At 42.3% G+C, this 24,389-nt stretch carries 25 protein-coding genes and 3 tRNA genes; 21 read left to right on the forward strand and 7 right to left on the reverse strand.

From position 1 onward, the window contains the following. The first annotated feature begins 8 nt into the window (after positions 1-8). From cydB to M5X66_RS04890, 13 genes are all read left to right on the forward strand, one after another. Positions 9-1,148 carry a cytochrome d ubiquinol oxidase subunit II gene (cydB, locus tag M5X66_RS04830; RefSeq protein WP_036947789.1) on the forward strand — a complete coding sequence of 380 codons (1,140 nt, stop codon included), beginning with the start codon at positions 9-11 and terminating at the stop codon, positions 1,146-1,148. A 12-nt stretch (positions 1,149-1,160) separates the two neighbouring features. Continuing rightward, entirely contained in the window at positions 1,161-1,283 is a 123-nt protein-coding gene (gene cydX / locus M5X66_RS04835; protein WP_006660445.1) for a cytochrome bd-I oxidase subunit CydX, read from the forward strand. Positions 1,284-1,288: 5 nt separating this feature from the next. Further along, complete coding sequence (gene ybgE / locus M5X66_RS04840) at positions 1,289-1,576, forward strand: cyd operon protein YbgE (RefSeq protein WP_036947787.1); 288 nt, start codon at positions 1,289-1,291, stop codon at positions 1,574-1,576. A gap of 135 nt (positions 1,577-1,711) precedes the next feature. Then, on the forward strand, positions 1,712-2,107 hold the full coding sequence (ybgC, locus tag M5X66_RS04845) for a tol-pal system-associated acyl-CoA thioesterase (protein ID WP_270103902.1): 396 nt from the start codon (positions 1,712-1,714) through the stop codon (positions 2,105-2,107). Then, on the forward strand, positions 2,104-2,787 hold the full coding sequence (gene tolQ / locus M5X66_RS04850) for a Tol-Pal system protein TolQ (protein ID WP_036947783.1): 684 nt from the start codon (positions 2,104-2,106) through the stop codon (positions 2,785-2,787). Before ybgC ends, tolQ begins: the two co-directional genes overlap by 4 nt. An 18-nt stretch (positions 2,788-2,805) precedes the next feature. Continuing rightward, positions 2,806-3,228, forward strand: a complete 423-nt coding sequence (gene tolR, locus M5X66_RS04855; protein WP_036947778.1) for a colicin uptake protein TolR — start codon at positions 2,806-2,808, stop codon at positions 3,226-3,228. A gap of 70 nt (positions 3,229-3,298) precedes the next feature. Beyond that, a complete protein-coding gene (tolA, locus tag M5X66_RS04860) occupies positions 3,299-4,435 on the forward strand; it encodes a cell envelope integrity protein TolA (RefSeq protein ID WP_036947774.1) in 1,137 nt (378 codons plus the stop codon). Positions 4,436-4,579: 144 nt separating this feature from the next. Then, a complete protein-coding gene (gene tolB / locus M5X66_RS04865) occupies positions 4,580-5,872 on the forward strand; it encodes a Tol-Pal system beta propeller repeat protein TolB (RefSeq protein WP_036947763.1) in 1,293 nt (430 codons plus the stop codon). Positions 5,873-5,915: 43 nt separating this feature from the next. Then, a complete protein-coding gene (gene pal, locus M5X66_RS04870) occupies positions 5,916-6,413 on the forward strand; it encodes a peptidoglycan-associated lipoprotein Pal (RefSeq protein ID WP_006660438.1) in 498 nt (165 codons plus the stop codon). 22 nt (positions 6,414-6,435) lie between these two features. Further along, positions 6,436-7,218: a cell division protein CpoB gene (gene cpoB / locus M5X66_RS04875; protein WP_036947759.1), complete on the forward strand. Its 783-nt coding sequence runs from the start codon at positions 6,436-6,438 to the stop codon at positions 7,216-7,218. A 205-nt stretch (positions 7,219-7,423) separates the two neighbouring features. Next, positions 7,424-7,499, forward strand: a tRNA-Lys gene (locus M5X66_RS04880). Positions 7,500-7,669: 170 nt separating this feature from the next. Next, positions 7,670-7,745, forward strand: a tRNA-Lys gene (locus M5X66_RS04885). 171 nt (positions 7,746-7,916) lie between these two features. After that, positions 7,917-7,992 (forward strand) — tRNA-Lys (locus M5X66_RS04890). 149 nt (positions 7,993-8,141) lie between these two features. On the opposite strand, the gene M5X66_RS04895 is transcribed toward M5X66_RS04890, so the two are convergent. Continuing rightward, positions 8,142-9,017 (reverse strand): aminoglycoside 6-adenylyltransferase, encoded by an 876-nt coding sequence (locus tag M5X66_RS04895; protein ID WP_270103903.1) that lies wholly within the window; start codon positions 9,015-9,017, stop codon positions 8,142-8,144. 239 nt (positions 9,018-9,256) lie between these two features. Between M5X66_RS04895 and nadA the strand changes: the two genes are divergently transcribed. From nadA to aroG, 3 genes are all read left to right on the forward strand, one after another. After that, complete coding sequence (gene nadA, locus M5X66_RS04900; RefSeq protein ID WP_108479386.1) at positions 9,257-10,297, forward strand: quinolinate synthase NadA; 1,041 nt, start codon at positions 9,257-9,259, stop codon at positions 10,295-10,297. 95 nt (positions 10,298-10,392) lie between these two features. Next, positions 10,393-11,115 (forward strand): nicotinamide riboside transporter PnuC, encoded by a 723-nt coding sequence (pnuC, locus tag M5X66_RS04905; protein WP_036950573.1) that lies wholly within the window; start codon positions 10,393-10,395, stop codon positions 11,113-11,115. A 332-nt stretch (positions 11,116-11,447) separates the two neighbouring features. Further along, complete coding sequence (gene aroG, locus M5X66_RS04910) at positions 11,448-12,503, forward strand: 3-deoxy-7-phosphoheptulonate synthase AroG (RefSeq protein ID WP_108479387.1); 1,056 nt, start codon at positions 11,448-11,450, stop codon at positions 12,501-12,503. A gap of 71 nt (positions 12,504-12,574) precedes the next feature. Here the strand turns inward: aroG and M5X66_RS04915 are convergent, their stop codons facing one another. The 4 genes from M5X66_RS04915 to modE all read right to left on the reverse strand — a co-directional run bounded on the left by M5X66_RS04915 (position 12,575) and on the right by modE (position 17,018). Further along, positions 12,575-13,315 (reverse strand): hypothetical protein, encoded by a 741-nt coding sequence (locus M5X66_RS04915; RefSeq protein WP_154610166.1) that lies wholly within the window; start codon positions 13,313-13,315, stop codon positions 12,575-12,577. 175 nt (positions 13,316-13,490) lie between these two features. Next, positions 13,491-14,243: a 2,3-diphosphoglycerate-dependent phosphoglycerate mutase gene (gene gpmA, locus M5X66_RS04920; RefSeq protein ID WP_036950561.1), complete on the reverse strand. Its 753-nt coding sequence runs from the start codon at positions 14,241-14,243 to the stop codon at positions 13,491-13,493. 373 nt (positions 14,244-14,616) lie between these two features. Further along, positions 14,617-16,095: a molybdate ABC transporter ATP-binding protein ModF gene (gene modF / locus M5X66_RS04925; protein WP_036950558.1), complete on the reverse strand. Its 1,479-nt coding sequence runs from the start codon at positions 16,093-16,095 to the stop codon at positions 14,617-14,619. A gap of 134 nt (positions 16,096-16,229) precedes the next feature. After that, entirely contained in the window at positions 16,230-17,018 is a 789-nt protein-coding gene (modE, locus tag M5X66_RS04930) for a molybdenum-dependent transcriptional regulator (RefSeq protein WP_036950555.1), read from the reverse strand. A 191-nt stretch (positions 17,019-17,209) separates the two neighbouring features. Between modE and M5X66_RS04935 the strand changes: the two genes are divergently transcribed. Next, complete coding sequence (locus M5X66_RS04935) at positions 17,210-17,362, forward strand: AcrZ family multidrug efflux pump-associated protein (protein WP_036950553.1); 153 nt, start codon at positions 17,210-17,212, stop codon at positions 17,360-17,362. Between the two features lie 82 nt (positions 17,363-17,444). Here the strand turns inward: M5X66_RS04935 and M5X66_RS04940 are convergent, their stop codons facing one another. Beyond that, positions 17,445-18,500 carry an ElaD/SseL family deubiquitinase gene (locus M5X66_RS04940; protein ID WP_187369807.1) on the reverse strand — a complete coding sequence of 352 codons (1,056 nt, stop codon included), beginning with the start codon at positions 18,498-18,500 and terminating at the stop codon, positions 17,445-17,447. 263 nt (positions 18,501-18,763) lie between these two features. On the opposite strand from M5X66_RS04940, the gene modA reads away from it, so the two are divergent. The 3 genes from modA to modC are packed head-to-tail and all read left to right on the forward strand — an operon-like array spanning position 18,764 to position 21,321. Further along, on the forward strand, positions 18,764-19,540 hold the full coding sequence (gene modA, locus M5X66_RS04945; protein ID WP_036950547.1) for a molybdate ABC transporter substrate-binding protein: 777 nt from the start codon (positions 18,764-18,766) through the stop codon (positions 19,538-19,540). Between the two features lie 22 nt (positions 19,541-19,562). Continuing rightward, positions 19,563-20,252, forward strand: a complete 690-nt coding sequence (gene modB / locus M5X66_RS04950; protein WP_036950542.1) for a molybdate ABC transporter permease subunit — start codon at positions 19,563-19,565, stop codon at positions 20,250-20,252. A 1-nt stretch (position 20,253) separates the two neighbouring features. Then, positions 20,254-21,321, forward strand: coding sequence for a molybdenum ABC transporter ATP-binding protein ModC (modC, locus tag M5X66_RS04955; RefSeq protein ID WP_036950539.1), 1,068 nt, complete (start codon positions 20,254-20,256; stop codon positions 21,319-21,321). A 1,042-nt stretch (positions 21,322-22,363) separates the two neighbouring features. Here the strand turns inward: modC and M5X66_RS04960 are convergent. Then, positions 22,364-23,182, reverse strand: coding sequence for a pyridoxal phosphatase (locus M5X66_RS04960; protein WP_036949795.1), 819 nt, complete (start codon positions 23,180-23,182; stop codon positions 22,364-22,366). Positions 23,183-23,394: 212 nt separating this feature from the next. On the opposite strand from M5X66_RS04960, the gene pgl reads away from it, so the two are divergent. Next, positions 23,395-24,375, forward strand: a complete 981-nt coding sequence (gene pgl, locus M5X66_RS04965; RefSeq protein WP_270103904.1) for a 6-phosphogluconolactonase — start codon at positions 23,395-23,397, stop codon at positions 24,373-24,375. Positions 24,376-24,389: the final 14 nt, after the last annotated feature.

Below are 24,389 nucleotides of genomic sequence, written 5' to 3' on the forward strand. Positions count from 1 at the left end.
GTCCACTTATGTTTGATTATGAAGTTCTTCGATTTGTGTGGTGGATCCTTATCGGCGTACTGCTGATTGGATTTGCCGTCACGGATGGCTTTGACATGGGCGTAGGCTTCTTATTACCTATCTTAGGTAAAACAGATACTGAACGCCGCGTTATGATTAATGCTGTTGCACCGCACTGGGATGGTAACCAAGTTTGGTTAATCACTGCGGGTGGTGCGATGTTCGCTGCATGGCCTCAGGTTTATGCTGCTTCATTCTCTGGCTTCTATGTCGCTATGATTTTGGTATTAGCTGCATTGTTCTTCCGTCCGGTTGGTTTCGACTACCGTTCTAAACTGGAGAACCCAAAATGGCGTAGCATGTGGGACTGGGGTCTGTTCATCGGTGGTTTCGTGCCTCCGTTAGTTATCGGTGTTGCGTTTGGTAACCTGTTACTGGGTGTTCCACTGCAAATCGATAACCAGCAGTATCTGACTTATACCGGTAACCTGTTTGGTCTGCTGAACCCATACGGTCTGTTAGCTGGCGTTGTCGGTTTAATGATGATTGTTACCCAAGGTGCAACTTATCTGCAAATGCGTACAACTGGCGAACTGCACTTACGTACCCGTAAAGCAACTTACATCTGTGCGTTTATCACTTTAGCTGCTTTTGCTGGTGCTGGCGTATGGTTAGTGATGGGTATCGATGGTTATGTTGTGACTTCAACGATTGATACATTAAGCCCGTCTAACCCACTGAACAAAACTGTAGAAGTTGTTTCTGGTGCATGGTTAACTAACTTTAATACGTATCCAATCCTGTGGGCTTTACCTGGTCTGGGTCTGGCATTACCACTGTTAACGATGATTGCAACTAAAGCAGATAAAAATGGTTGGGCGTTCCTGTTCTCATCATTGACTATCGCTTGCATTATCTTGACATGTGGTGTTGCAATGTTCCCGTTCGTCATGCCTTCAAGCATCATGCCAAATGCAAGCTTGACCATGTGGGATGCGACATCTAGCCTGTTCACTCTGCAAGTTATGACTGTGGTTGCTATCATTTTTGTTCCAATTATTCTGTGTTACACCGCTTGGTGTTACTACAAAATGTTTGGCCGTTTGGACAAAAACTTTATCGAAAGCAACAAGCATTCACTGTATTAAGGAGCATAACATATGTGGTATTTCGCCTGGATCCTCGGCACTCTGTTAGCTTGTAGTTTTGCAGTGATTGCAGCATTAGCCCTTGAGCACTCTGAAAGTGCAAAAGAAGCTAAAACAGCTAAAGATGGTGAGTAAATAGTATGCTGATGGATAAATCCTATCAGCTATTAGGAAAGGGCCCGATAAGGGCCCTTATCCTTATATTAGCTTTAGTAACCGCTGGCGCAGTAATGTGGGATCCTTCCCTGTTTGCAGCCAATACCAGTGCATTTCCAATCTGGCAAGGTCTTCTCATGATATGGGCAACTTGCAGCGCCATCATTTTTGGAGTGGGTTTCCTACCCAATAAATTGATGTGGCGAGTGCTGTTCCACCCATTACCTGCCGCCATCATTCTTATCTGGGGACTTGTAAAAGTCTTTAGTTAATCTAAATTCAGATTGTGGGTCATGCGACCCGCAATTATTTTTGATATCTTTACCTGCAAAGTGATTCCAAAGCGGCACTGTCTTGCGTATAGTGACACCGTTAATTAATTTAACCTAAGACGGAGTGGTTTTTTTATGTTATTTCGCTGGCCTGTCCGCGTGTATTATGAAGATACAGATGCGGGGGGAGTTGTATATCATGCACGTTATCTGGCTTTTTTTGAGCGGGCAAGAACAGAAATGTTGCGGAATAAAGGTATTAACCAACAAAGTTTACTCGCTGAGAACCTTGGTTTTGTCGTCCGTAGTATGACCATTGACTTTATTAAGGGCGCTCGGTTAGATGACCTGCTGGAAGTAGAAACGGAAGTCGTTGTAATAAAACTCGCTTCTTTACTCTTTCAGCAAAGGTTAGTTGATTTGCAAGGTAACTTGCTTTGTGGGGCGACAGCCCTAATTGCTTGTGTGGACACATCTAAAATGAAGCCGAAAGCGCTTCCTAAGTCTATTGTCGCGGAGTTTAAGCAGTGACTGACATGAATATCTTGGATTTATTCCTAAAAGCGAGCCTATTGGTTCAGCTGATTATGTTCGTTTTGATCGGTTTTTCTATTGCATCGTGGGCGATTATTATCCAGAGAACAAAAGTTTTAAATGCCGCCACGCGCGAAGCGGAAGCATTTGAAGATAAATTCTGGTCAGGTATCGAGCTGTCCCGATTATATAAAGAAAGCCAAGCTCGCCGTGATGCATTAGGTGGTGCAGAACAAATTTTTTACTCTGGCTTCAAAGAGTTTGTTCGCTTACATCAAGCTAATATTCATGCGCCTGATGCGGTAGTTACTGGTGCATCTCGTGCTATGCGCATTTCTATGAATCGTGAGTTGGAATCCGTTGAATCGCATATCCCATTTTTAGGTACCGTAGGATCAATTAGCCCTTATATTGGTCTGTTTGGTACCGTTTGGGGGATCATGCATGCTTTTATCGCACTGGGTGCGGTAAAACAAGCAACATTACAAATGGTTGCTCCGGGTATTGCGGAAGCTCTGATCGCAACAGCAATCGGTCTATTTGCTGCAATTCCAGCTGTTATGGCGTACAACCGCTTAAATTTACGTGTGAATAAACTTGAGCAAAGCTACGATAACTTTATGGAAGAATTCCTAGCTATCCTGCATCGTCAAGCATTCTCTGCTGATAAGAAATAAGACGGGGAGAAAAAGCGAATGGCGCGCAATAGTCGCAGACGTGAGCTAAAATCCGAAATCAACATTGTTCCATTACTGGACGTATTGTTGGTGCTTTTGCTGATTTTCATGGCAACTGCACCCATTATCTCTCAGAGCGTGGAAGTTGATTTGCCGGATGCAACAGATACCCAAACCGTCTCATCCAGTGATAATCCGCCCGTCATTTTAGAAGTGGCGGGTGTTGATCAATATAATTTATTGGTCGATGGTGAGCGCATGGAGTTACTGCCACCTGAACAAATTTCAGCAGTCGCAAAAGAGCAGTTAGAAAAAAATCCGAAAACGATTTTCCTAATTGGTGGTGCGAAAGAAGTTCCTTATGACGAAGTCATTAAGGCGCTGAACATGTTACATGGTGCCGGGATCAAATCTGTTGGTTTGATGACTCAACCTATTTAATTTGCTGACGCCACTTTGAGAGTGGCGCGGATATAGTTGAAAAGAATCGATTCTTTTTTTGGAAACCAGAGTGGGAAAGACAAAAGAGAAACAAGATGATTTGAAGCGCTCATTATTGATGTCAGCTGGGCTGCACATCTTATTGATTGCTTTGATCGTTATAGGCTCTTTAGTGACAGTCGTCCAACTTGGCGGCGGTGGGGAAGAGGGAACGGTCATTGATGCTGTGATGGTCGATCCAGGCGCAGTTGTTGAGCAATATAATCAATCTCAGCAGCAGCAAAAAAGCTCCCAGCAAGTAGCTAAAGAACGTAAAGAACAGCAACAAAAACAAGATGCTGAGCTAAGAGAAAAGCAAGAGCAGGAACAAAAACGTCTGCAAAAACTTGAAGAAGAACGGATCCAAACTCAGCGAGAAACCGAACAACAGCAAAAACAAGCTGAAGAGCAGAAAAAACAAGCCTTAGATGCGGCTAAAAAAGCGAAGGAAGAGCAAAAAATAGCGGAAGAAGCTGCTGCTCAAGCCAAAGCTGAAAAAGAAAAACTCGTAAAAGAGCAAGCGGCAGCGAAAGAAAAAGCTGACGCACAAGCTAAGAAAGAAGCTGAAGCTGCTAAGGCTAAGGCAGAAAAAGAAGCTAAAGAAAAAGCGGAAGCTGACGCTAAAGCTAAAGCTGATAAAGAAGCCAAAGCTAAAGCTGATGCTAAAGCGAAAGCTGACAAAGAAGCTAAGGCTAAGGCAGATAAAGAAGCTAAAGAAAAAGCGGACAAAGAAGCTAAAGCAAAAGCAGCTAAAGCCAAAGCTGAAGCTGCGAAAAGTGCATCATCTGTTGATGATTTGCTGGGTGATTTAACTGCATCAGGGCCAAGCAAGCAAGGTGGACAAACAGCTGCGGGTAGCGGTGGTGGTAAAAAATCAGGCGCATCGAATGCTGATGTTGATAGCTATGCCGGTAAAATTAAGGCTGCTGTTCAAAGTAAATTCTATGACTCAGAAAGTTATCGTGGACGTACTTGTGAACTGCAATTGAAGTTAGCACCAGATGGATTATTGGTGAATATTTCACCGAAAAATAATCCAGCAAATGATCCCGCGTTATGTGAGGCGGCAATGAGAGCAGCAAAACTTGCGACTATGCCAAAACCACCTAGCAGAGAGGTCTATGATACGTTTAATAAATCGGGTAGCACATTGGTATTTAAGCCTTGATTTTCAACAACTAAGAGCAGTCTGTATTGTAAATTTTGAGGCAATGTAATAAATAGTTTGTGTGCTATCTAGTTTTGTTAGTATACCTTTGTTAAAATTCAGCGAATTATTGCGGTGGTGAATATCGCAGTAAGGGAGATTAGGATGAAGCATGCGTTTAAAATAGTTCTCGGGTTCTTAATGCTATGGGCTACTGTTGCTCAGGCAGAGATCCGTATTGAGATTACTGAAGGTGTTAACTCAGCTCAGCCAATTGGCGTTGTCCCATTTAAATGGGCTGGCGCGGGTGCGCCGCCACAAGAAGTGGGCGGAATTGTCGGTGCTGATTTACGCAATAGTGGTAAATTTAACCCTATTGAACCAAGCCGCATGCCTCAGCAACCTGGCACGGCTTCAGAAGTGACGCCAGAAGCTTGGACTGCGTTAGGCATTAACGCGGTTGTTGTTGGTCAAGTTCAACCAGCAGCTGATGGTAGCTTTGTTGTTAGCTATCAGTTAGTGGATGTTGCCGCTAACCCAGGTGCAGTTTTAGCGCAAAACCAATTTAAAGTGACCAAAGATTGGTTACGCTATGCAGCGCATACTGCAAGTGATGAAGTATTTGAGAAATTGACTGGCATCCGTGGTGCTTTCCGTACACGTATTGCTTACGTGGTGAAGACCAACGGCGGTCAATATCCGTTTGAATTACGAGTTTCTGACTATGACGGTTTTAACCAATTCACGGTTCACCGTTCGCCAGAACCTTTAATGTCGCCAGCTTGGTCACCAGATGGCCAAAAGATTGCGTACGTAACGTTTGAAAGTGGTAGTTCTGCGCTAGTTATCCAGACTCTATCAAGTGGTGCGGTTCGTCAGGTTGCATCATTCCCACGTCATAATGGGGCACCTGCATTCTCACCAGATGGGACTAAACTAGCTTTTGCTCTGTCTAAGACAGGCAGCCTGAATTTATATGTGATGGACTTAGGTAGTGGTCAAATTCGTCAAGTAACAGATGGTCGTAGTAACAATACTGAACCAAGCTGGATGCCGGATAGCCAAACTTTAGTTTATACCTCTGATCAGGCAGGACGTCCGCAGATTTATAAAATGAATATTAATGGTGGTAGTCCTGTTCGTGTCTCCTATGAAGGATCACAAAATCAGGATGCTGATGTAAGCCCGGATGGAACTTTCTTAGTGATGGTCAGCTCCGGGGGCGGTCAGCAACATATCGCCAAACAGGATCTGGCAACGGGTAACGTTGAATATTTAACGTCAACGTTTCTAGATGAAACGCCGAGTATCGCACCTAACGGCACTATGGTAATTTATAGCTCCTCTCAAGGCTTGGGGACTATATTGCAGCTAGTTTCGACCGACGGGCGTTTCAAAGCGCGTCTTCCGGCAACCGATGGACAGGTTAAATTCCCTGCCTGGTCGCCGTATCTGTGATGCATAATAATAATGTGTGGCAAAAATATTAAGGATCAAAACGATGCAACTGAATAAAGTGCTTAAAGGGCTGATGATCGCATTACCAATCATGGCAGTCGCAGCTTGTAGCTCTAACAAAAACAACGACCAAACTGGTGATGATTCTTCTATGAATCAAACTAACACTGGTCTGTCTGCGGAAGAGCTGGCACGTCAGCAAATGGAACAACTGCAACAGAACAACACTGTTTACTTTGGTTTCGATAAATACAACGTATCTCCAGAGTACGCTGAAATGTTAGATGCACACGCAGCATTCCTGCGTAGCAACCCATCTGTACGTGTTGTTGTTGAAGGCCATGCGGATGAGCGCGGTACTCCAGAATACAACATCGCACTGGGCGAGCGTCGTGCTAACGCAGTTAAAATGTATCTGCAAAGCAAAGGCGTTTCAGGTGACCAAGTTTCACTGGTTTCTTACGGTAAAGAAAAACCAGCTGTGTTAGGTCACACTGAAGCAGACTACGCGAAAAACCGTCGTGCAGTCATTGCATACTAATAGATAAGCGAAATTATCTATTATGAACAGTAACTTCAGACAATTACTAGTTGGTCTGTCGTTATTGGTTGGCGTAGCGGCCCCTTGGGCCGCTATTGCCCAAGCGCCAATCAACAATGTCGGATCGGGTTCTTCCGCAGACCGCCTCACTCAACTTGAGACCGCTGTTAGCTCTCAAGGTCAAATGATTTATCAAATCCAGCAGCAATTAGCCGATAACCAACGTGATATTGATATGTTACGTGGACAGATTCAAGAAAGTGAATACAAATTGAATCAAGTTGTTGAGCGCCAAAAAGATTTGTACATGCAATTAGACAAAGCGAGTGGTGGTGATTCTTCAAGCTCTTCAGATGCAACTGATACTAGTGCATCAAATGCACAATCATCTTCTTCAGATACGCCAGCTGCAAGCTCCGGCGGTAATGAAAAAGATGATTACAATGCAGCTGTTAAACTGGCAATGGAAAGTAAGTCCAAAGCACAGATTGATGAAGCGATTGGTGCATTACAAGGGTTTATCAAAACATATCCAAAATCTGGATATCAATCGAATGCCAACTATTGGCTAGGACAGTTAAACTACAACAAAGGTAGCAAGGATGACGCCGCATTCTACTTTGCGACTGTAGTTAAGCAGTATCCTAAGTCTCAAAAAAGCAGTGAAGCCTTATTTAAAGTGGGGTTGATCATGCAAGATAAGGGACAGAAAGATAAAGCGAAGGCTGTTTACCAGCAGGTATTACAACAATACCCAAATAGTTCTGGTGCAAAACTTGCAGAGAAGAAGCTCAGTACACTGTAATTGATAACCCCGAAGCGATGTAGCCGAATATTTCGGGGTTATCCGTATGTTTAGTGTGCACTTAATCTTTTTTTTAAAAAAAACCATTGCACCCTCGTCAGAAATCAGTAATATAAGCCGCCGTTGATACGAGAAAGCGCGGGTTGATAAATCCGAGTCATATCAGCAAGAATCGATTAAACATTGATTCTAAAAACATTTAGATGGGTCGTTAGCTCAGTTGGTAGAGCAGTTGACTTTTAATCAATTGGTCGCAGGTTCGAATCCTGCACGACCCACCATCTAAATCAGTAAACAATTTAAGCAGCAAAGATGGGGCGTTAGCTCAGTTGGTAGAATTGTTAACTGTTAATAAGATGGTTGCAGGTTCAACCCGTAGGGTGAGACCGAAGGTCGAAGAATTCTGTACGTTCTCGACATTATATTAGTACAGAAAAGCAAGAAATTAGATGGGTCGTTAGCTCAGTTGGTAGAGCAGTTGACTTTTAATCAATTGGTCGCAGGTTCGAATCCTGCACGACCCACCATCTAAAAGCAGTAAACAATTTAAGCATTTCAGATGGGTCGTTAGCTCAGTTGGTAGAATTGTTAACTGTTAATAAGATGGTTGCAGGTTCAGCCCGTAGGGTGAGACCGAAGGCCGAAGAATACTGTACGTTCTCGATATTATATTAGTACAGAAAATCAAAAAATTAGATGGGTCGTTAGCTCAGTTGGTAGAGCAGTTGACTTTTAATCAATTGGTCGCAGGTTCGAATCCTGCACGACCCACCATCTCAAGTAAAACTCCAGTGATTGAATTATACCTCGATAAGATGGTTGCAGGTTCAACACGAAGTGTCAGTTCGAAGAACTGAAATCCTGCACGACCCACCATCTCAAGTACCCCAAAAACCAGCATTCCCTCGCCAGCCTAATACCATTTATTCCAGATTTTCAGGAATTAACCCATTATCCTTTAAGATCCCGATAACAATTTCTTGCACTTTTAAACCTACCGCTCGGTTATCTTGATAACCAAACAGTTCAATGGCTTCAGTCATCGCTTCCATAAAATGGCTCATCAAGCAATGTAGAGATAATGCAGCTTTTTGCGCAGTGCTACAGTCAAAAATCGTTTCAGTTGCTTGAATAACACGCACAGGCATCCATTGCTGGTAATGTTTACCGTTATACCAAACATCATGCTGTGTATTTCCATGAGCAACAGTTTGTTCAAGTAAACTGAGAAAAAAGCGTTTCATGTCAGTGCTTCTTGACCAAGCACTCCATAGCTCATTACGCGTTAATGCAATTGCTACTTGGTGTGCTTCAAACCAAAAATCCGTAACCAGTTCATTAAACTGATGTTCACTTAACGGTGCAGGTTTTAATACGCGAGGATTAGGCGACGGTAGTGCATCCGTGATCCCGGTTTTATCTAACAGCACCATGAAACCACGTGAGTAAGTACTATCTAACCCTTGTTGCTGCATTTTGAGTAATCGAGAAGGTTCTGCAAATGTAAAATCTACTTTGCGCCCCTCTTCATAAATTACTAAGCAGGTGGGATCTTCTGGCTCATTTTCACCACCATTTTCTAAATGTAATGCGATTAATGGATTGGCAATAAGGCTAACCCATTGTTTATCATTGAAAAGTGTAGTCACACCATGACCAATGAGTTCAATATCGATGTCTGAATAGCCATCGATGTCTAATTCTCTCCCTCTAGATCCAGTCAGTATGACGGCTTCGATTCTAGGTTCGAGTAGTGAAATAGAAATTATTTTATTTAATAGCGTTGCAGGTGATTCCATAACTAACCTATTGGAGTTAACAGAAGCCGCTAAGATACCGACAAATGAGGATAAAAGCGAAAAACAAATCGTGAAAAAGGGCACTATGATAAAATCATTCGCTTATAGGTGAAAAGGTTGGAGACATCTTAGCCAAATAAGCGTATCTTGTTTAGTATATAAAACAAAAGTATGTAGAATTAGGGGTTTTATGAATATTTATAAGCATAAAATAACTTTCTACTAAACAGAGGCAAGAAATGAGCGAGTTTATCGATTTTGACCATGCTGTTTATCCTTTTCCTCCTAAGCCAGCACTGTTAAATACCGATCAGAAAGCATTTTATCGTGAGCGCATTAAGCAATTATTGGTCGAAAAAAATGCGGTGATCATAGCCCATTACTATACCGATCCTGAAATACAAGCATTAGCTGAAGAAACTGGCGGCTGTGTTGCCGACTCCCTTGAGATGGCGCGTTTTGGCGCTCGACATGATGCATCAACCCTTGTTGTTGCTGGCGTACGATTTATGGGGGAAACAGCCAAAATCCTAAGCCCAGAAAAAAATGTCTTGATGCCAACACTCGACGCACAATGCTCGCTGGATATTGGCTGCCCAGACGAAGAATTTGCCCGCTTCTGTGATGCTCACCCAGACAGAACTGTGGTGGTGTATGCGAACACGTCAGCCGCGGTAAAGGCCCGTGCAGATTGGGTCGTGACATCCAGTATTGCGGTGGAGTTGATTGAACACTTAGATAGCCTCGGCGAAAAGATTATTTGGGCGCCGGATAAGCACTTAGGGCGCTATGTTCAACAACAAACTGGCGCGGATATTCTTTGTTGGCAAGGGGCTTGTATCGTTCACGATGAATTTAAGACCCAATCATTAGAGAAAATGAAAGCCATGTATCCTGAAGCGGCGGTATTGGTTCATCCTGAATCGCCTCAGGCGGTTGTAGATTTAGCGGATGCTGTCGGTTCAACTAGCCAACTGATTAAAGCTGCACAAACGTTACCTAACCCATCCATGATAGTAGCGACCGATAAGGGTATTTTTTATAAAATGCAGCAAGCGTGTCCAGATAAGTCACTGTATATTGCTCCAACGGCAGGTGAGGGGGCCACATGTAGAACTTGTGCCCATTGTCCTTGGATGGCAATGAATGGCTTACAGGCGATTACAGCGGCTTTAGAAGGCAATGGTATCGAGCACCAAATTCATGTAGACGCACAGCTGCGTGAAAAAGCCCTATTACCATTGGATAAAATGTTAAAGTTTGCAGAAAGTCTAAAATAACAACCAAAAATGAGCGGTTTAATTTCAAATAAGTTAACCGTGTGATATTGATGAGCAATGCTATTTTAACGATGAATGATAAATAGGATTTGAAAATGGAGTTTTTTAGCACCGCAAATACGTTAGTGCAGATCCCTGTATGGGGAACTATTTATGACCTTTCGTATATTGAAGCTGTTGGCACAATAGCGGGTTTATTGTGCATTCTATTGGCAAGCTTTGAAAAAACTATCAACTACTTATTTGGTCTCATTAATGTGACCTTATTCGCAGTGATTTTTTTCCAAATTCAGTTATACGCTAATTTGCTTTTACAGGTATTTTTCTTCGGCGCCAATATTTATGGTTGGTATGCATGGAGTCGCGTATCAAATGCTCAAGAAGCAGAGCTGAAAATCCGTTGGCTAAGTCTTCCTAAGGCGTTAACAACGCTGGTTATTTCGGTTTTAGCTATTATTTTCCTTACCTTTAATATTGATGCGGCATTTGGGCGCCTTGCAACTTGGGCGGTTGAATTATTAAACCTATTTGGCGCTAACTTAACCTTACCAACGCTAGATCCAGATGCTTTCCCATTCTGGGATTCCACAATGACTGTGTTATCTGTGGTAGCGATGATTTTAATGACCCGTAAGTATGTAGAAAACTGGCTACTCTGGGTAGTGATTAACGTTATTAGTATTGTGATTTTCTTTATCCAAGGCGTTTATGCAATGTCACTGGAATATTTAATTCTGCTTGGTATTGCATTGAATGGTTCTCGGTTGTGGATCAAATCCGCGAAAGAAAATGGCTCAACGGCGTTATCTCGTGACTAAGCTTCTTGTTAAGTTAGTTACTCAATAGGAAAAAATGCAAAAAACGGTTAAAGTAACATCATCGTTATTTAGCCGTTTCTTTATATTTTTACTCTGTATTATCCCTCAACTGTTTAGCTATTGTGCTAGATATCACTGTTTCACCTCATTTTATAATCAGAAGCGGAATAATGAGTGATTATCTCGCCATTTTGGCTGTTTACAGATGGCTAGGGAACAGTTAGATTGAAAATTCGATACCTGTCGCATTTTAAGTTAATTGTTAGCTATTGAGACTCAAAAAGGTATGTAACTCAACTTTAGGAAAAATAATAAACATTGGATATGCCAGTATGAACTATCAGAACGATGACGTCAGAGTAAAACAAATAAAAGAATTATTACCCCCTATTGCACTGCTTGAAAAATTTCCAGCAACCGATAAAGCGGCGTTTACCGTTCATGAAGCTCGTCATGCTATTCACAATATCCTAGTAGGGAAAGATGACCGTCTAGTCGTTGTCATTGGTCCATGTTCTATTCACGATACAAAAGCGGCTTTGGAATACGCTGAGCGCTTGAAAAAACTTCGTGAAGAGTTAAAAGATTCTTTAGAAATTGTGATGCGTGTTTATTTTGAAAAACCGCGTACTACAGTTGGTTGGAAAGGATTAATTAACGATCCTCATATGGATCATAGTTTTGATATTAACGAAGGGTTACGTATCGCGCGCGAGCTGCTGCTAACGATCAATGACCAGGGCTTACCAACGGCGGGTGAATTCCTCGATGTGATCAGCCCACAATATGTGGCGGATTTAATGAGCTGGGGCGCCATTGGTGCGCGCACCACTGAATCACAAATCCACCGTGAATTAGCTTCCGGCTTATCTTGCCCTGTAGGGTTTAAAAACGGAACTGATGGCACAATTAAAATTGCGATTGATGCTATTAATTCAGCGCGCTCGGCGCACAGTTTCTTATCGGTCACTAAATGGGGCCATTCAGCGATTGTGAATACAAGCGGAAACCCTGACTGCCATATTATTTTACGTGGTGGCAAAACGCCAAATTACAGCGCTGAACATGTTAAAGACGTGCGTGAAGGGTTAACGAATGCAGGGCTTATCCCAAGCATTATGATCGACTTTAGTCATGCGAACAGCAGCAAGAAATTTGAAAAACAGATGGAAGTTGCAACGGATGTTAGCGCCCAGCTTAGCAATGGCGATCGCTCAATTACGGGTGTGATGATCGAAAGCCACCTAGTTGAAGGTAACCAGAATTTAGAATCTGGCGAGCCTTTGGTTTACGGTAAGAGTGTCACTGATGCGTGTATTGGTTGGGATGATACGGAAAAAGTTTTACGTCAATTATCCGATGCGGTGATTGCTCGTCGTCAAAAGTAATCCATAAAATACAAATTTAATAACATGAATGAAAAGCCAGTTCGTTGTTCTCGGAACTGGCTTTTTTGTGACTATTTTTGCACTCGGCTTAATAATTTTTCAATATTTGCCTGATCTTCAGGAGTCATATTGGCAGGATTAGCAGAGAGCTGAATATCTGAACCGTCTACTTTAGCAGTGAAAAATAATTTTCCTTTTTCACTTTTTACGTAGAACACATCTTTGAGTGGGATACGGTAACAATAAGCAAAGATATTCGGGCGAATATAAAAATGTGCATCTTTGATAGCCAAGTAGGTAGTGCTACTCGCTTTTTTACCAAAGAAACCTAAGAAAATTGCCAGCACAAATAAAAACATACCTAGGCTTTGGCTTAATACAATCAGTACGATACCTAAAATCGCAATCGGGAATACCATCATTGTATTGCTGCGTTTATTCATCGGGATACTGACGTCGAAAGGCACATTAATGGTGGTATCAAATGGCGTGAGTTGGTGGTAACGCCAGCGGATGGCAGAAAAGACCATACCCATCGCAAACACAATGGTAATTGGCATTAATGCGACGCTGCTGACCACGGCCAGAACAATAGCGAATGTAGGTTTATAATTGAGAACCATCATGCTGACGATTTGCAGAGGGAAGCTGACACACGCAATGATCATCAATGTTTTCATCAGCTCAGGGTTTGCGCTGCCAGCAGGGCCTTCAAGAGTCATTTCCCCTGTTTGTAACATATACAGTAGCGCACCTAAAATACTGGCGCTGAGGATCAACCCCACCCAGACATAAAGATTAAACTTATTCATTATCTTGTATTATAAACCTTTCAGTGAATTTTCCCTATGATAGTCGGTTCTCGGTGTTTTCGACACTCTGAGGTGATGGATTTTATAATCAAACTCGAAAAATAAAGAAAAATGCCAATAAAAAAGGGCTAAGCCATTGGCTTAACCCTCAATAGGCATAAAGAAAAGTTAGTAATTACTTCGCTTTACCTTGGTTTGCAACCGCCGCTTGTTTTGCTGCGATTTCATCTTGGTTACCCAGATAGTAGCGCTTGATTGGTTTCATGTTCTCATCGAACTCATAAACCAGTGGCACTGCTGTTGGGATGTTCAGGTTCAGAATTTCTTCTTCACCCATGTTGTCCAAGTATTTAACCAGAGCACGCAGTGAGTTACCGTGAGCGGCAATGATCACTTTCTCACCTTTTTCAACACGTGGCTTAATCACTTCTTCCCAGTAAGGAACAACGCGATCGATAGTGGTTGCTAAGCTTTCAGTCACTGGTAATTCAGATGGTTTTAAGTTTGCGTAACGTGGGTCGTGACCAGGGAAACGCTCATCATCTTTAGTCAGGTCTGGTGGGGTAATTGCAAAACCGCGACGCCACAGTTTCACTTGTTCATCACCGTATTTTGCCGCGGTTTCTGATTTGTCTAAGCCTTGCAGTGCACCGTAATGACGCTCGTTTAATTTCCAGCTTTTTTCAACTGGCAGCCATTGCTGTTCAACTTGATCCAGAATGTTCCATAAGGTGTGGATGGCACGTTTTAGAACGGAGGTATAAGCGAAATCAAAAACAAAACCTTCTTTTTTCAGAAGTTGACCTGCATTTTTGGCTTCTTCACGACCTTTCTCTGACAGTTCTACATCAGTCCAACCGGTGAAGCGGTTTTCTTTGTTCCACTCACTCTCACCGTGTCTTACTAAAACCAGTTTAGTTACAGCCATAGCTAAAACTCCTATCAGTACATTCAAATTAGAAATGAATTATTGCTGACCTACATTATAGGGATAGTCGTCCCGAACGCTAGTGACAACATGACGTTTTCTCAGTTTCAAGTCAAAAAAAGCAATAATATCTTGGGATTAGTGGTTTTAATTTAACTTAAGGTTAGACGAAACGATTTAGTCTATTAGGTGTTTTAGCACCGTGTCACTGGCTCAGTAAATCAGAAGGTATGCCATAGATTTAACCCTAAGTGAATCGATACAGCAAGTGAAAAATTCAATAATAATATGTGCTGGATTAATTTATTGGGAAATTTGATAAGGGGTAATAAATGATGCTGGTAAGTAAATACTTACCAGCAAGATAGCAAGGTTATAATTCTGAGACAATTTCAATATCGTAGCGGTATTTATCCCCATCAGGGACAAACTTCAGGCGATGGGTAATGCACGATGGCGCATCTTCTTGGTGATGTGAAACAAACAATAGCTGAGTATTTCCTCGGCTAAGCATGATATCGATAAAACGTAATACCAGCAGGCGATTTAGCCCATCAAGCCCTTGAAGAGGTTCATCCAAAATAAGCATGGTAGGGTGTTTAACCAAAGCGCGAGCAATCAGAATTAATCGCTGTTGACCCCACGATAAGCTATGAAATGGTTGTTGAGCCGTTTGTGGTGCAAATCCAAGCAGTGCTAGCCATTCATAAGCTAACTGAACTTGGCGGTCTGAAGGTGTTTGATACAGACCGATGGAGTCATGGAAACCGGAAATAATTACGTTAAGTACACTGGTTGCCACACGATACTCTTGATGAATACTGTTACTGACATAGCCAATATGGCGCTTAATATCCCAAATCGTTTCTCCGCTGCCGCGACGGCGTCCAAACAAGGTTAAATCATTACTATAACCTTGAGGATGGTCACCAGTGATCAGGCTTAACAATGTGGATTTACCCGCACCATTTTCACCAATGATCTGCCAATGTTCTCCGGGATTAACTTGCCAATTCAGCTCATGTAAAATGGGTTTATCGTTGTAGCTAACGACACCATTGTTTAAAACAATACGTGGTGTCTCTGTATCTAGAGCCTCTTCAATCGTGGGATCTTCTTGTTCAGGAATAGTGAGTTGCTTGATTTTTTCACTGTGTTGTAGCTGGTGGATTAGGGTGTTAGCAAGCACTGACTCTCTATCTCCACTTAGAGTGAGTTTACAGTCAGCGACAACACCAATGTGCTCAACAAAATCGGGAATCTCATCAAATCGATTGAGAACTAATACCAAAGTGAGACCTTTATCATGCAGACTAAATAGCAGTTCGCTAAGATTGCTTCGTGAATAGATATCTAAGCCATCAAAAGGTTCATCGAGGATCAGTAAGTCTGGAGAGCTCATCAAAGTTTGGCACAGTAAGACTTTGCGAGTTTCCCCGGTAGACAGATATTTAAAGCGGCGTGATAGCAAATCGCTGATACCAAATTTAGCCGCAAGTTCTAAGCACAATTCATTATCTTTATGATGAAGTTGAATAATTTCCGCGGCAGTAAAGCCCGTATCGTCTTCATTTTCACTGAGTAAGTCGGTGTTATTACGTTGCCACTCTTCTGCGATGATTTTTTGTAGCTGCTCAAAAGAGAGGCGGATAGGGGACTTGAAGCCGCTTTGGGTGATTCCGGTAAGGGATTTCAACTCCCCAGAGAGTACGCGTGCTAGCGATGATTTTCCGCTACCATTGGCACCAATAAAAGCCCAGCTTTCACCCGAATGAATTTCGAGATGAGGAATATCGAGCGTTTGGGTCTCGCTCAGCTTAAAGCACCCATTTTGTATTGTTATCGAGCTCATTTAGCTTCCTTATCATTGACCTGCCTGCTACCACAAATAATCAGGTTTACAGGTAAAGTCAATAAGTCGACATGAGGGGGAAGCTAAAAAATAGCGAATTAGGAGCAATATTAGGGGCGTTAACCCCTAAAAATCTAACAAAGTGTAGCGATAATCACTTGGTCGGCATTAAATAGCGCTGTAATCGGGTCGTTAATCGCCAGTTTTAACGCATCAACTTCTTGATTTGATAAGGTAGAGCAGAGTGTTTCTCCACCCGTTAAAGCGACAAGGATCTCGCTGTTTTCAGGGCCTCTTTCGAGGGTTGAAACGGTGCCTGCCAGTTGATTATCAAAATGGGTTTCGCTTGGTTGTTTGGTCAATTTGACCCACGGCGCTTTAATCAGAGCGAGGACTTCTTTCCCTTCAACTAAGCCAAGGCGGTTAGCGCTGGACTCGGTTAGTGCGGCATTAATGACAGTTTTCTTGTCGGCCAATTTCACTTGAACATGCTGTAAAACATGGTTGTGATCTCGAGCAATCAGAGTACCAAAAAATTGGTTTCGGGCACTGGTTTGCAATGAAAAGCGAGAGATTGCAGCGAGTAAACTATCAAGGGGAAGGCTATCATCTTTGAGCACGTCAAAGGCTTTCTGTTGAATTTGCCCCAGTAAATCATAGAGCTGGATTAATCTTTCTCCATACTGGGTGAGAGTGGTTCCGCCGCCACCTTTGCCTCCGGTTGATCTATCCAGCAGAATATCATCGGTCAGTTGGTTCATTTCATTGATGGCATCCCATGCACTTTTATAGCTGATCCCTGCAAGTTTAGCGCCTTGGCTAATCGATCCTGTTGCTTTTATCTGCTTTAATAGCGCAATTCGGCGAGGGTCGGCAAATAAACTTCCCTGTAGCTTCAATGTAAGTAAGATTTCGGCCTGCATTGTTTAAAATCTCCCTGCTAGGATTGTGGCGGCAAAGGCAAAAAGCACATTTAGTATGTTGCTAGTATAATAATTTGTCTAAAATAGTATGCAATATAATGCTATTGTGCGTTATTATTTTTGTTATATTGATTTTTCCCTCGTCAGCGTATCAGAATGCTGGTGAGCACAGTATCACTGAAGAGGCTTAGATGTTAGAACTTATCAAAAGTTTGGGTTTTGCCCTATTAATGGTTCCGGTTGTAATGGTATTGATCATGGGTCTGATCTATGGCTTAGGTTCATTCTTTAACCTATTGTCTAAAGCGCATGTTCCGCATCACCATAATACTGAAAATAAGTAATACATAGCGAGCTTAGCTCGAATTAATCCTAGCCCCTTGATTGTGCATGCAGTCAAGGGGCTTTTCGTTTTAGTAGAGCGCTTTAAAATAAATGATGTTGGTCATCGTAATAGTTTGAAAACAACTCTCTGCGGTTTTGAATATTAAACTCTTGTTGTTCTTCTACGGATTTTTCTGGGAAATTTTTGTGGAATGTTTTGAGGATATCTATTGGATCTTGTTGTGTGTTTTCAGTTAATTTTTTGATTGCTTCAAGAACAAATAGCCCACAACCATTTGGCACGTATTGTTGAATATTCCCTTCAATAAAGGTCATATTATCACCAGCCCCAACAACTTGAGCGGCATCCATGAGTTGTTCACGAATTTCGGGCGCGAGTCCAGTGAATGAATTGAATACCACACTATCGGTTTTCTGTGTCAATTGATCTCGATAAAGTGCAAGCAAAATCCAATGCTCGTGGACATTGATGGGGAATAATTCAAGTTGATTCAATCCCTGCGAATTTTTCTCTTTTTGTTCAATATTTTCCTTCAAAAAATCTAACCCACTTAGAGTAAGAGGCATTGCGCTATTGATGGTTATATTAGATGGTAAGGCGTTGAGGGCTTTATTCTCGGAATCAATTTCATCGCTGGTGACCATTCTATTTGTATCCCAAAGTGTTGATTCTGTTCTATCATCTTTGAATAACAGGGTGCTTAATCCAATCTTATCCATGAGGTTTTTTATGGATGAACCAATAATATAGAGGAGCTTAGACGGTTTTTTTAACTTTGAATCGTCAAAGTGGTTTGCGAGTTTTTTGTCGGTATATAGTTGGTATAACGCTTCACTGGTTTTCTGTATTTCCTTATCAATTCCTTTCTTTGCTGGCTGTTTACCACTGAATAAATCGAATAGGATATTTTCGGCTTTTTTTCCTGAAGAGCCTTGGCGTAGGGCGATATTGTGTAGTAACTCAATACTGTTTAAATCGCCATTTCCTGCCTGTTTTCCCAAAACATCCAACGTTTCTGGATTGATCTCTTCATCAAATAATCGATTAAATTGTTCGGTCGTTAATCCGCTTATGTAATTATTTTGGGTTGGAGCGCGTACTACCTGTGTGGGAATCATACCTTTTCCTTTTTTCATGACGCATGGCAAAAAAATTGAATTAAACATTCAAATGTAAATGATTTGTGCCGATAAAATTACAAAGGAAATATATTTAAGGCTATATAAAAGCGATGATGCTAAGACCCAAAAATCCTGCGGTGTAATTAGCATGATAAGTATCCCATTGAGAAAAAGTGGATGAGTTCTTGAGCTAGCACACTTTTATGTATTGTTTGACTTTAAGTTATCGCTGTATCTTGATATATATAGCGAGTTAAATAATACAATGGTGGATTAACATGAAAAAAGGTTTGATATCTCTGGTTGCGGGTGCCACGTTAACACTGACTATGGCAGGTAATAGCTTCGCGGCTGAAAAAATTACCGTATTTGCGGCGGCATCACTGACTAATGCACTGAATGAAATTTCAGAGCAATATAAGAAAGAAACGAATGTTGAGGTAGTCGCTTCATATGCTTCTTCTTCAACGCTGGCTCGCCAGATTGAGCAAGGCGCACCCGCAAACATGTTTATCTCTGCTGACCAGCAGTGGATGGATTTTGCGATTGATAAAAATCTGATGGTTAAAGACACCCGCTATACTTTATTAGGTAACGAGCTAGTGTTGATTGCACCAAAAGATTCAAAAATCGATAAAGTGGAAATTAACAAACAGACAGATTGGAAAAAACTGTTAGATGGCGGCCGCTTAGCAGTCGGCGACCCTGATCACGTTCCTGTTGGGATTTATGCAAAAGAAGCATTGACCTATTTAGGAGCTTGGGAAACGGTTGACCCATTATTAGCGCGTACTAACAACGTACGTAGCGGAATGGCACTCGTTGAGCGCCAAGAAGCACCATTAGGTATTGTGTACGGCTCTGATGCTGTTGCAAGCCAAAAAGTAAAAGTAGTGGGTATTTTCCCTGCAGACACTCATAAACCTGTTGAATATCCAATGGGAATTGTGAAAGATCAGGATAATAAAGCGACCCGTGATTACTATGAATACCTGAAAACCCCAGCGGCTTCAGAAATATTCAAGCGTTACGGCTTCACTCCAAATCAAAAATAATTAAGAGATCATATCGTTGCAGATGTTAAGTCCATATGAATGGGAAGCGATTTACCTCAGTTTAAAAGTTTCCAGCGTGGCGGTGCTATTTAGCTTACCGTTTGGTATTTTGATGGCTTGGGTATTAGTCCGCTGCCATTTTCCTGGCAAAACATTGCTCGACAGTATTATCCACTTACCACTGGTGCTACCGCCAGTGGTAGTGGGATATTTGCTACTCGTCAGTATGGGGAAGCGAGGATTTATTGGCGAATGGCTGTATGACTGGTTTGGTTTCAGTTTTACATTCAGTTGGCGCGGCGCGGCATTGGCATCGGCGGTGGTCGCATTTCCATTAATGGTGAGAGCGATACGCTTAGCGCTAGAAGCTGTAGATAAAAAGCTGGAACAAGCCGCACGAACCCTTGGCGCGAGCCCATTAAGAGTTTTTTTCACGATCACCATTCCATTATCGTTGCCGGGAATTATTGTCGGTACGGTTTTAGCTTTTGCACGTTCTCTTGGCGAATTTGGGGCAACTATTACGTTTGTGTCTAATATTCCAGGGGAAACTCAGACAATCCCACTCGCTATGTATACATTGATAGAAACGCCGGGAGCAGAAACTGATGCGGCGCGTCTGTGCATTATTGCGATTGTCTTAGCATTAATTTCGTTATTAATTTCAGAATGGCTCACCCGTTGGGGCAAGAAGCGTCTGGGGGTAGCCTAGTATGTTAGAACTAAATTTCGCGCAAAAATTGGGTGATTTACAAATGGAAGTGAATACCCAGCTACCCACAGAAAGTATCACCGCAGTTTTTGGATTATCAGGTGCGGGAAAAACATCACTAATCAACGTGATAGGCGGGTTAACTAAACCAAATAAAGGGCGTATCGTTCTCAATGGACGCACGCTGGTGGATATCGAAAAAGGGATCTGCTTGCCCCCTGAAAAGCGTCATATTGGCTATGTTTTCCAAGATGCTCGGTTATTTCCCCACTACCGCGTAAAAAGCAATTTACGCTACGGTATGGCGCCGCAAATGAAAGAGCGATTCGACGATATCGTTGAATTATTGGGGATTGAAAAATTACTAAATCGCTTCCCAATGACTCTCTCTGGTGGGGAAAAACAGCGGGTGGCGATTGGGCGTGCATTATTAACAGCGCCTGAAATTCTGTTGATGGACGAGCCATTAGCCTCCCTTGATCTCCCACGTAAGCGTGAATTATTGCCTTACTTAGAAAAGCTCTCCCAAGACGTTAAAATCCCGATTTTGTATGTCAGTCATAGCCTCGATGAAATTCTGCGTTTGGCAGATAAAGTTATCGTCATGGCGCAAGGTAAAGTGAAGGCGTTTGGCCCCCTAGAAGAGGTATGGGCAAGTAGCGCATTACGCCCTTGGTTACAGCAAGAAACCTTGAGTAGCGTGTTGAGTGTGGAGGTGCATAGCCAGCACCCTGATTATCAAATGACGGCGGTGATGGTGGGTAATCAAAAATTGTGGATCCCTCGCGTAGATGTAGATAAAAACAGTGCGTTGCGATTACGTATTGATGCATCTGATGTCTCTTTAGTGCTTGAAAAACCTTCAGTGAGCAGTATCCGTAATATTCTTTCTGCGGAAGTAGTGGAATGGATAGAGGATGGCGAGCAAGTGGATGTGAAGTTAGATTTGGGGGATGAGCACTATTTATGGGCAAGGATCACGCGCTGGGCTAGGGATGAACTTTCGATTCGTAAAGGACGGAAGGTGTTTGCGCAGGTTAAGTCGGCATCTCTTTCTAAAACGTTCTAAAGGCTCGTCGTTCTTCACACCACAGCGTTGTTGACTTCATTAACTCACCCTAGTCACATACTTGTGTATGCTCCTAGGGATGAGTGAATTTGTCGCCTAGCTGCAATGCGAATAACTTAGAGCCTTGCTCCGAGTCGTTCTTCACACCACAGCGTTGTTGACTTCATTAACTCACCCTAGTCACATACTTGTGTATGCTCCTAGGGATGAGTGAATTTGTCGCCTAGCTGCAATGCGAATAACTTAGAGCCTTGCTCCGAGTCGTTCTTCACACCACAGCGTTGTTGACTTCATTAACTCACCCTAGTCACATACTTGCGTATGCTCCTAGGGATGAGTGAATTTGTCGCCTAGCTGCAATGCGAATAACTTAGAGCCTTGCTCCGAGTCGTTCTTCACACCGCAGCGTTGTTGATTTCATTAGCTAGTAAACGTATCTATGATTTAGACTTGCAGCTTGTTGGTAAGCTCTATAGATAAAAAATAAAAAACCTCGCTTGGCGTTGCGAGGTTTTTATGCAGAATCACTTGCCAGCGATTCTGTGTGATGCTTCAAATTTAAACAGGCCAAGTATAACGAAACTGAGAATCAATTGCAAATTCCTGCCTACTAAGTATACTCCACATACTCCGAATTAGATTGATAAATTTGTGATATCACCATAGAGAAAGTTATTTACTGTTTCCTTTAAATTTAACTATTTCAGTTGGTTAGGTTATAGATTATGAATTTGTATAATTATAACTAGTCCCTCAGGTTTGGCGACCTGAAAGCCTTAATTCTATGTGTGATGCTTCAAATTTAAACAGGATGAATTCTGTAGGGGCTAGTTGTATAGGTAAGCAGATTAGTCGCACATCTTTGATGTCGAAAGATATCTAAGGTGGTTGAACATGTTGAAATTAATTACATTAATTCTCGATCTAATGCGTTCAATTCTAGAATTGGTCGGATACTTCCTTTAGGAAGGGAGAAAAACCGCGTAAGCGGTTTTTCTTTTTATGCGGATATAGACATCTTTAAGTTAGCCAGAATGATGTTTTACAAAACATATTTACGGATCACTTCGGCGATACCGGGTTCGGTATTAACGCGAGTCACTAACTTGGCTTGCTGCTTGATTTCATCAACTGCATTTCCCATAGCAACTCCTAAACCTGCTGTGGTTAGCATACTTAAATCATTGAAATTATCGCCGAAAGCAACCACATCATTCATGCTCATGCCTTGGGCTTCGACCCATTCTTTCAGGCGCTGACCTTTGCTATTACCTTTGCGACCCACATCCACCTGATCTTCCCATGACCATTCGCAATCTAAGTCCAATTCTGACTCAATTTCACGAACAACATCGTGCAGGCGTTGGTGATCTGGCGAGGTAACTGCAAATTTCCAAATATATTCATACTGATTGAGCGCATGAGCGAAATCTTCGATAAATTCGAAAGTTGGACGCTGGTGTTGAGGTAAAGATTGCGCCCAATTTAATGTACGCGTCACACCTTCAGTTTTCGTGTGATACAGCATCGCGTTATCGACATACATTAAGTGTTGAATATCGGAGCCACGCAGTTTATCAATCAGTAAGGCGGCAGAATCGACCGTCATTGGGTTCGACTCTAAGACTTTTTTACCTAAATAGTCATACAGATAGGTACCGTTACAGCAAATTGCGGGGGTATCTAAGTCAAGCGTCTGATAAAACGGATGAATGGCCACATGGTGGCGACCTGTCACAATGATGACTTTGACCCCTTGTCGACGGGCTTCATTCAGAGCTTCTAAAGATTCGGGCAGAATTTTTTTCTGGTGATCAAGTAGCGTTCCATCGAGATCAAGGGCAATAACACGGTATGACATAAACGACTCCATATGATTTTTTCGGATTCATTTTAGGGCTTTATGATAACTGAAGTTGATTAGTGTTTATACACTAAACTGTGCGGCGCAGGTTTTTAGTGGTTATTGGGTTTTTAACCGTAATTTGGTTTTTTAGCGGCAATTTGATTTTTTTTCGGTATAGTCAGTCAATCATTTCATTCGATGATTTTACTATCAATCAAGGAGTCAGGATGGATCAGGTTGTTTATGTTGCCAGCCCAGAAACCCAACAAATTCACGTTTGGGCGATGAATCAAGTGGGTGAACTTTCACTACTGCAAACCGTGAGTACACCGGGGCAAGTGCAGCCAATGGTGGTGAGCCACGATAAAAAGCATCTGTATATCGGGGTCGGGCCTCACCTGAGTGTTGTGACCTATGATATTGAACCTCAAGGTACATTACGTTTTAAAGCACAAACCTGCGTACCAGGAAAACCTGTGCATTTATCGCTGGATAATAGCGGTAAATTCCTGTTTGTCCCTTCATACCACCAGCACAATTTAGCCGTATTACCGATTGGTAGTGGCGGCGTTGCTGGGGCCCCAATTCAGGTCATCGAAGGATTACGCCATCCGCATTCATCCCATATGGACGCTGATAATCAGCAGCTGTGGGTACCATGTTTAGGCGAAGATCATATTCGTTTATTTGATTTGGCAAACAATGGTTATCTTACCGAAGCCACCGCCGATCAAATCACGACAGCGCCAAAAGCGGGACCTCGTCATTTAGCGCTACACCCTCGAGAAAAAGTGATTTACTGCTTGAATGAACTGGATTCCACGATCAACGTTTATCATAAATTTACGCGTTACCGTGAAATGCAGAATGTAGCATTGTATCCAGAGGGGAATCAGAGCCAGCGTTGGGCGGCGGATATTCATATCACGCCAAATGGTCGTTATTTATATGCGAGTGAACGTTCAGAGAGTTACTTAGCTCACTATCAAGTTTCTGAGAATGGTTGCGAGTTAAGTTTAGTTGGACGCTACCCAACACAAGCGCAGCCTCGTGGTTTTAACATTGACCCATCAGGGCGTTTCTTGGTGTCAAGCGGACAAAAATCCGATCATATTTCCGTGTCAGAGATTGACTCTATCACTGGAAAATTAACTGAATTAGCGCGTTATAAAGCCTCTACAGGCTGTATGTGGGTGACATTCCGTTAATGGTTGATAAGCCT

Source organism: Providencia sp. PROV188 (assembly GCF_027595165.1).
In the GTDB taxonomy this organism is placed as follows: domain Bacteria; phylum Pseudomonadota; class Gammaproteobacteria; order Enterobacterales; family Enterobacteriaceae; genus Providencia; species Providencia lanzhouensis.

Coding starts and splice junctions, on each gene's coding strand:
- pnuC (WP_036950573.1), top strand. CDS start 10,393: ATGGAGTTTTTTAGCACCGCAAATACGTTAGTGCAGATCCCTGTATGG.
- tolB (WP_036947763.1), top strand. CDS start 4,580: ATGAAGCATGCGTTTAAAATAGTTCTCGGGTTCTTAATGCTATGGGCT.
- M5X66_RS04935 (WP_036950553.1), top strand. CDS start 17,210: ATGTTAGAACTTATCAAAAGTTTGGGTTTTGCCCTATTAATGGTTCCG.
- modC (WP_036950539.1), top strand. CDS start 20,254: ATGTTAGAACTAAATTTCGCGCAAAAATTGGGTGATTTACAAATGGAA.
- M5X66_RS04940 (WP_187369807.1), bottom strand. CDS start 18,500: ATGAAAAAAGGAAAAGGTATGATTCCCACACAGGTAGTACGCGCTCCA.
- M5X66_RS04960 (WP_036949795.1), bottom strand. CDS start 23,182: ATGTCATACCGTGTTATTGCCCTTGATCTCGATGGAACGCTACTTGAT.
- nadA (WP_108479386.1), top strand. CDS start 9,257: ATGAGCGAGTTTATCGATTTTGACCATGCTGTTTATCCTTTTCCTCCT.
- modE (WP_036950555.1), bottom strand. CDS start 17,018: ATGCAGGCCGAAATCTTACTTACATTGAAGCTACAGGGAAGTTTATTT.
- pgl (WP_270103904.1), top strand. CDS start 23,395: ATGGATCAGGTTGTTTATGTTGCCAGCCCAGAAACCCAACAAATTCAC.
- modF (WP_036950558.1), bottom strand. CDS start 16,095: ATGAGCTCGATAACAATACAAAATGGGTGCTTTAAGCTGAGCGAGACC.
- ybgC (WP_270103902.1), top strand. CDS start 1,712: ATGTTATTTCGCTGGCCTGTCCGCGTGTATTATGAAGATACAGATGCG.
- M5X66_RS04895 (WP_270103903.1), bottom strand. CDS start 9,017: ATGGAATCACCTGCAACGCTATTAAATAAAATAATTTCTATTTCACTA.
- gpmA (WP_036950561.1), bottom strand. CDS start 14,243: ATGGCTGTAACTAAACTGGTTTTAGTAAGACACGGTGAGAGTGAGTGG.
- tolR (WP_036947778.1), top strand. CDS start 2,806: ATGGCGCGCAATAGTCGCAGACGTGAGCTAAAATCCGAAATCAACATT.
- cydX (WP_006660445.1), top strand. CDS start 1,161: ATGTGGTATTTCGCCTGGATCCTCGGCACTCTGTTAGCTTGTAGTTTT.
- cpoB (WP_036947759.1), top strand. CDS start 6,436: ATGAACAGTAACTTCAGACAATTACTAGTTGGTCTGTCGTTATTGGTT.
- pal (WP_006660438.1), top strand. CDS start 5,916: ATGCAACTGAATAAAGTGCTTAAAGGGCTGATGATCGCATTACCAATC.
- cydB (WP_036947789.1), top strand. CDS start 9: ATGTTTGATTATGAAGTTCTTCGATTTGTGTGGTGGATCCTTATCGGC.
- ybgE (WP_036947787.1), top strand. CDS start 1,289: ATGCTGATGGATAAATCCTATCAGCTATTAGGAAAGGGCCCGATAAGG.
- aroG (WP_108479387.1), top strand. CDS start 11,448: ATGAACTATCAGAACGATGACGTCAGAGTAAAACAAATAAAAGAATTA.
- modB (WP_036950542.1), top strand. CDS start 19,563: ATGTTAAGTCCATATGAATGGGAAGCGATTTACCTCAGTTTAAAAGTT.
- modA (WP_036950547.1), top strand. CDS start 18,764: ATGAAAAAAGGTTTGATATCTCTGGTTGCGGGTGCCACGTTAACACTG.
- M5X66_RS04915 (WP_154610166.1), bottom strand. CDS start 13,315: ATGAATAAGTTTAATCTTTATGTCTGGGTGGGGTTGATCCTCAGCGCC.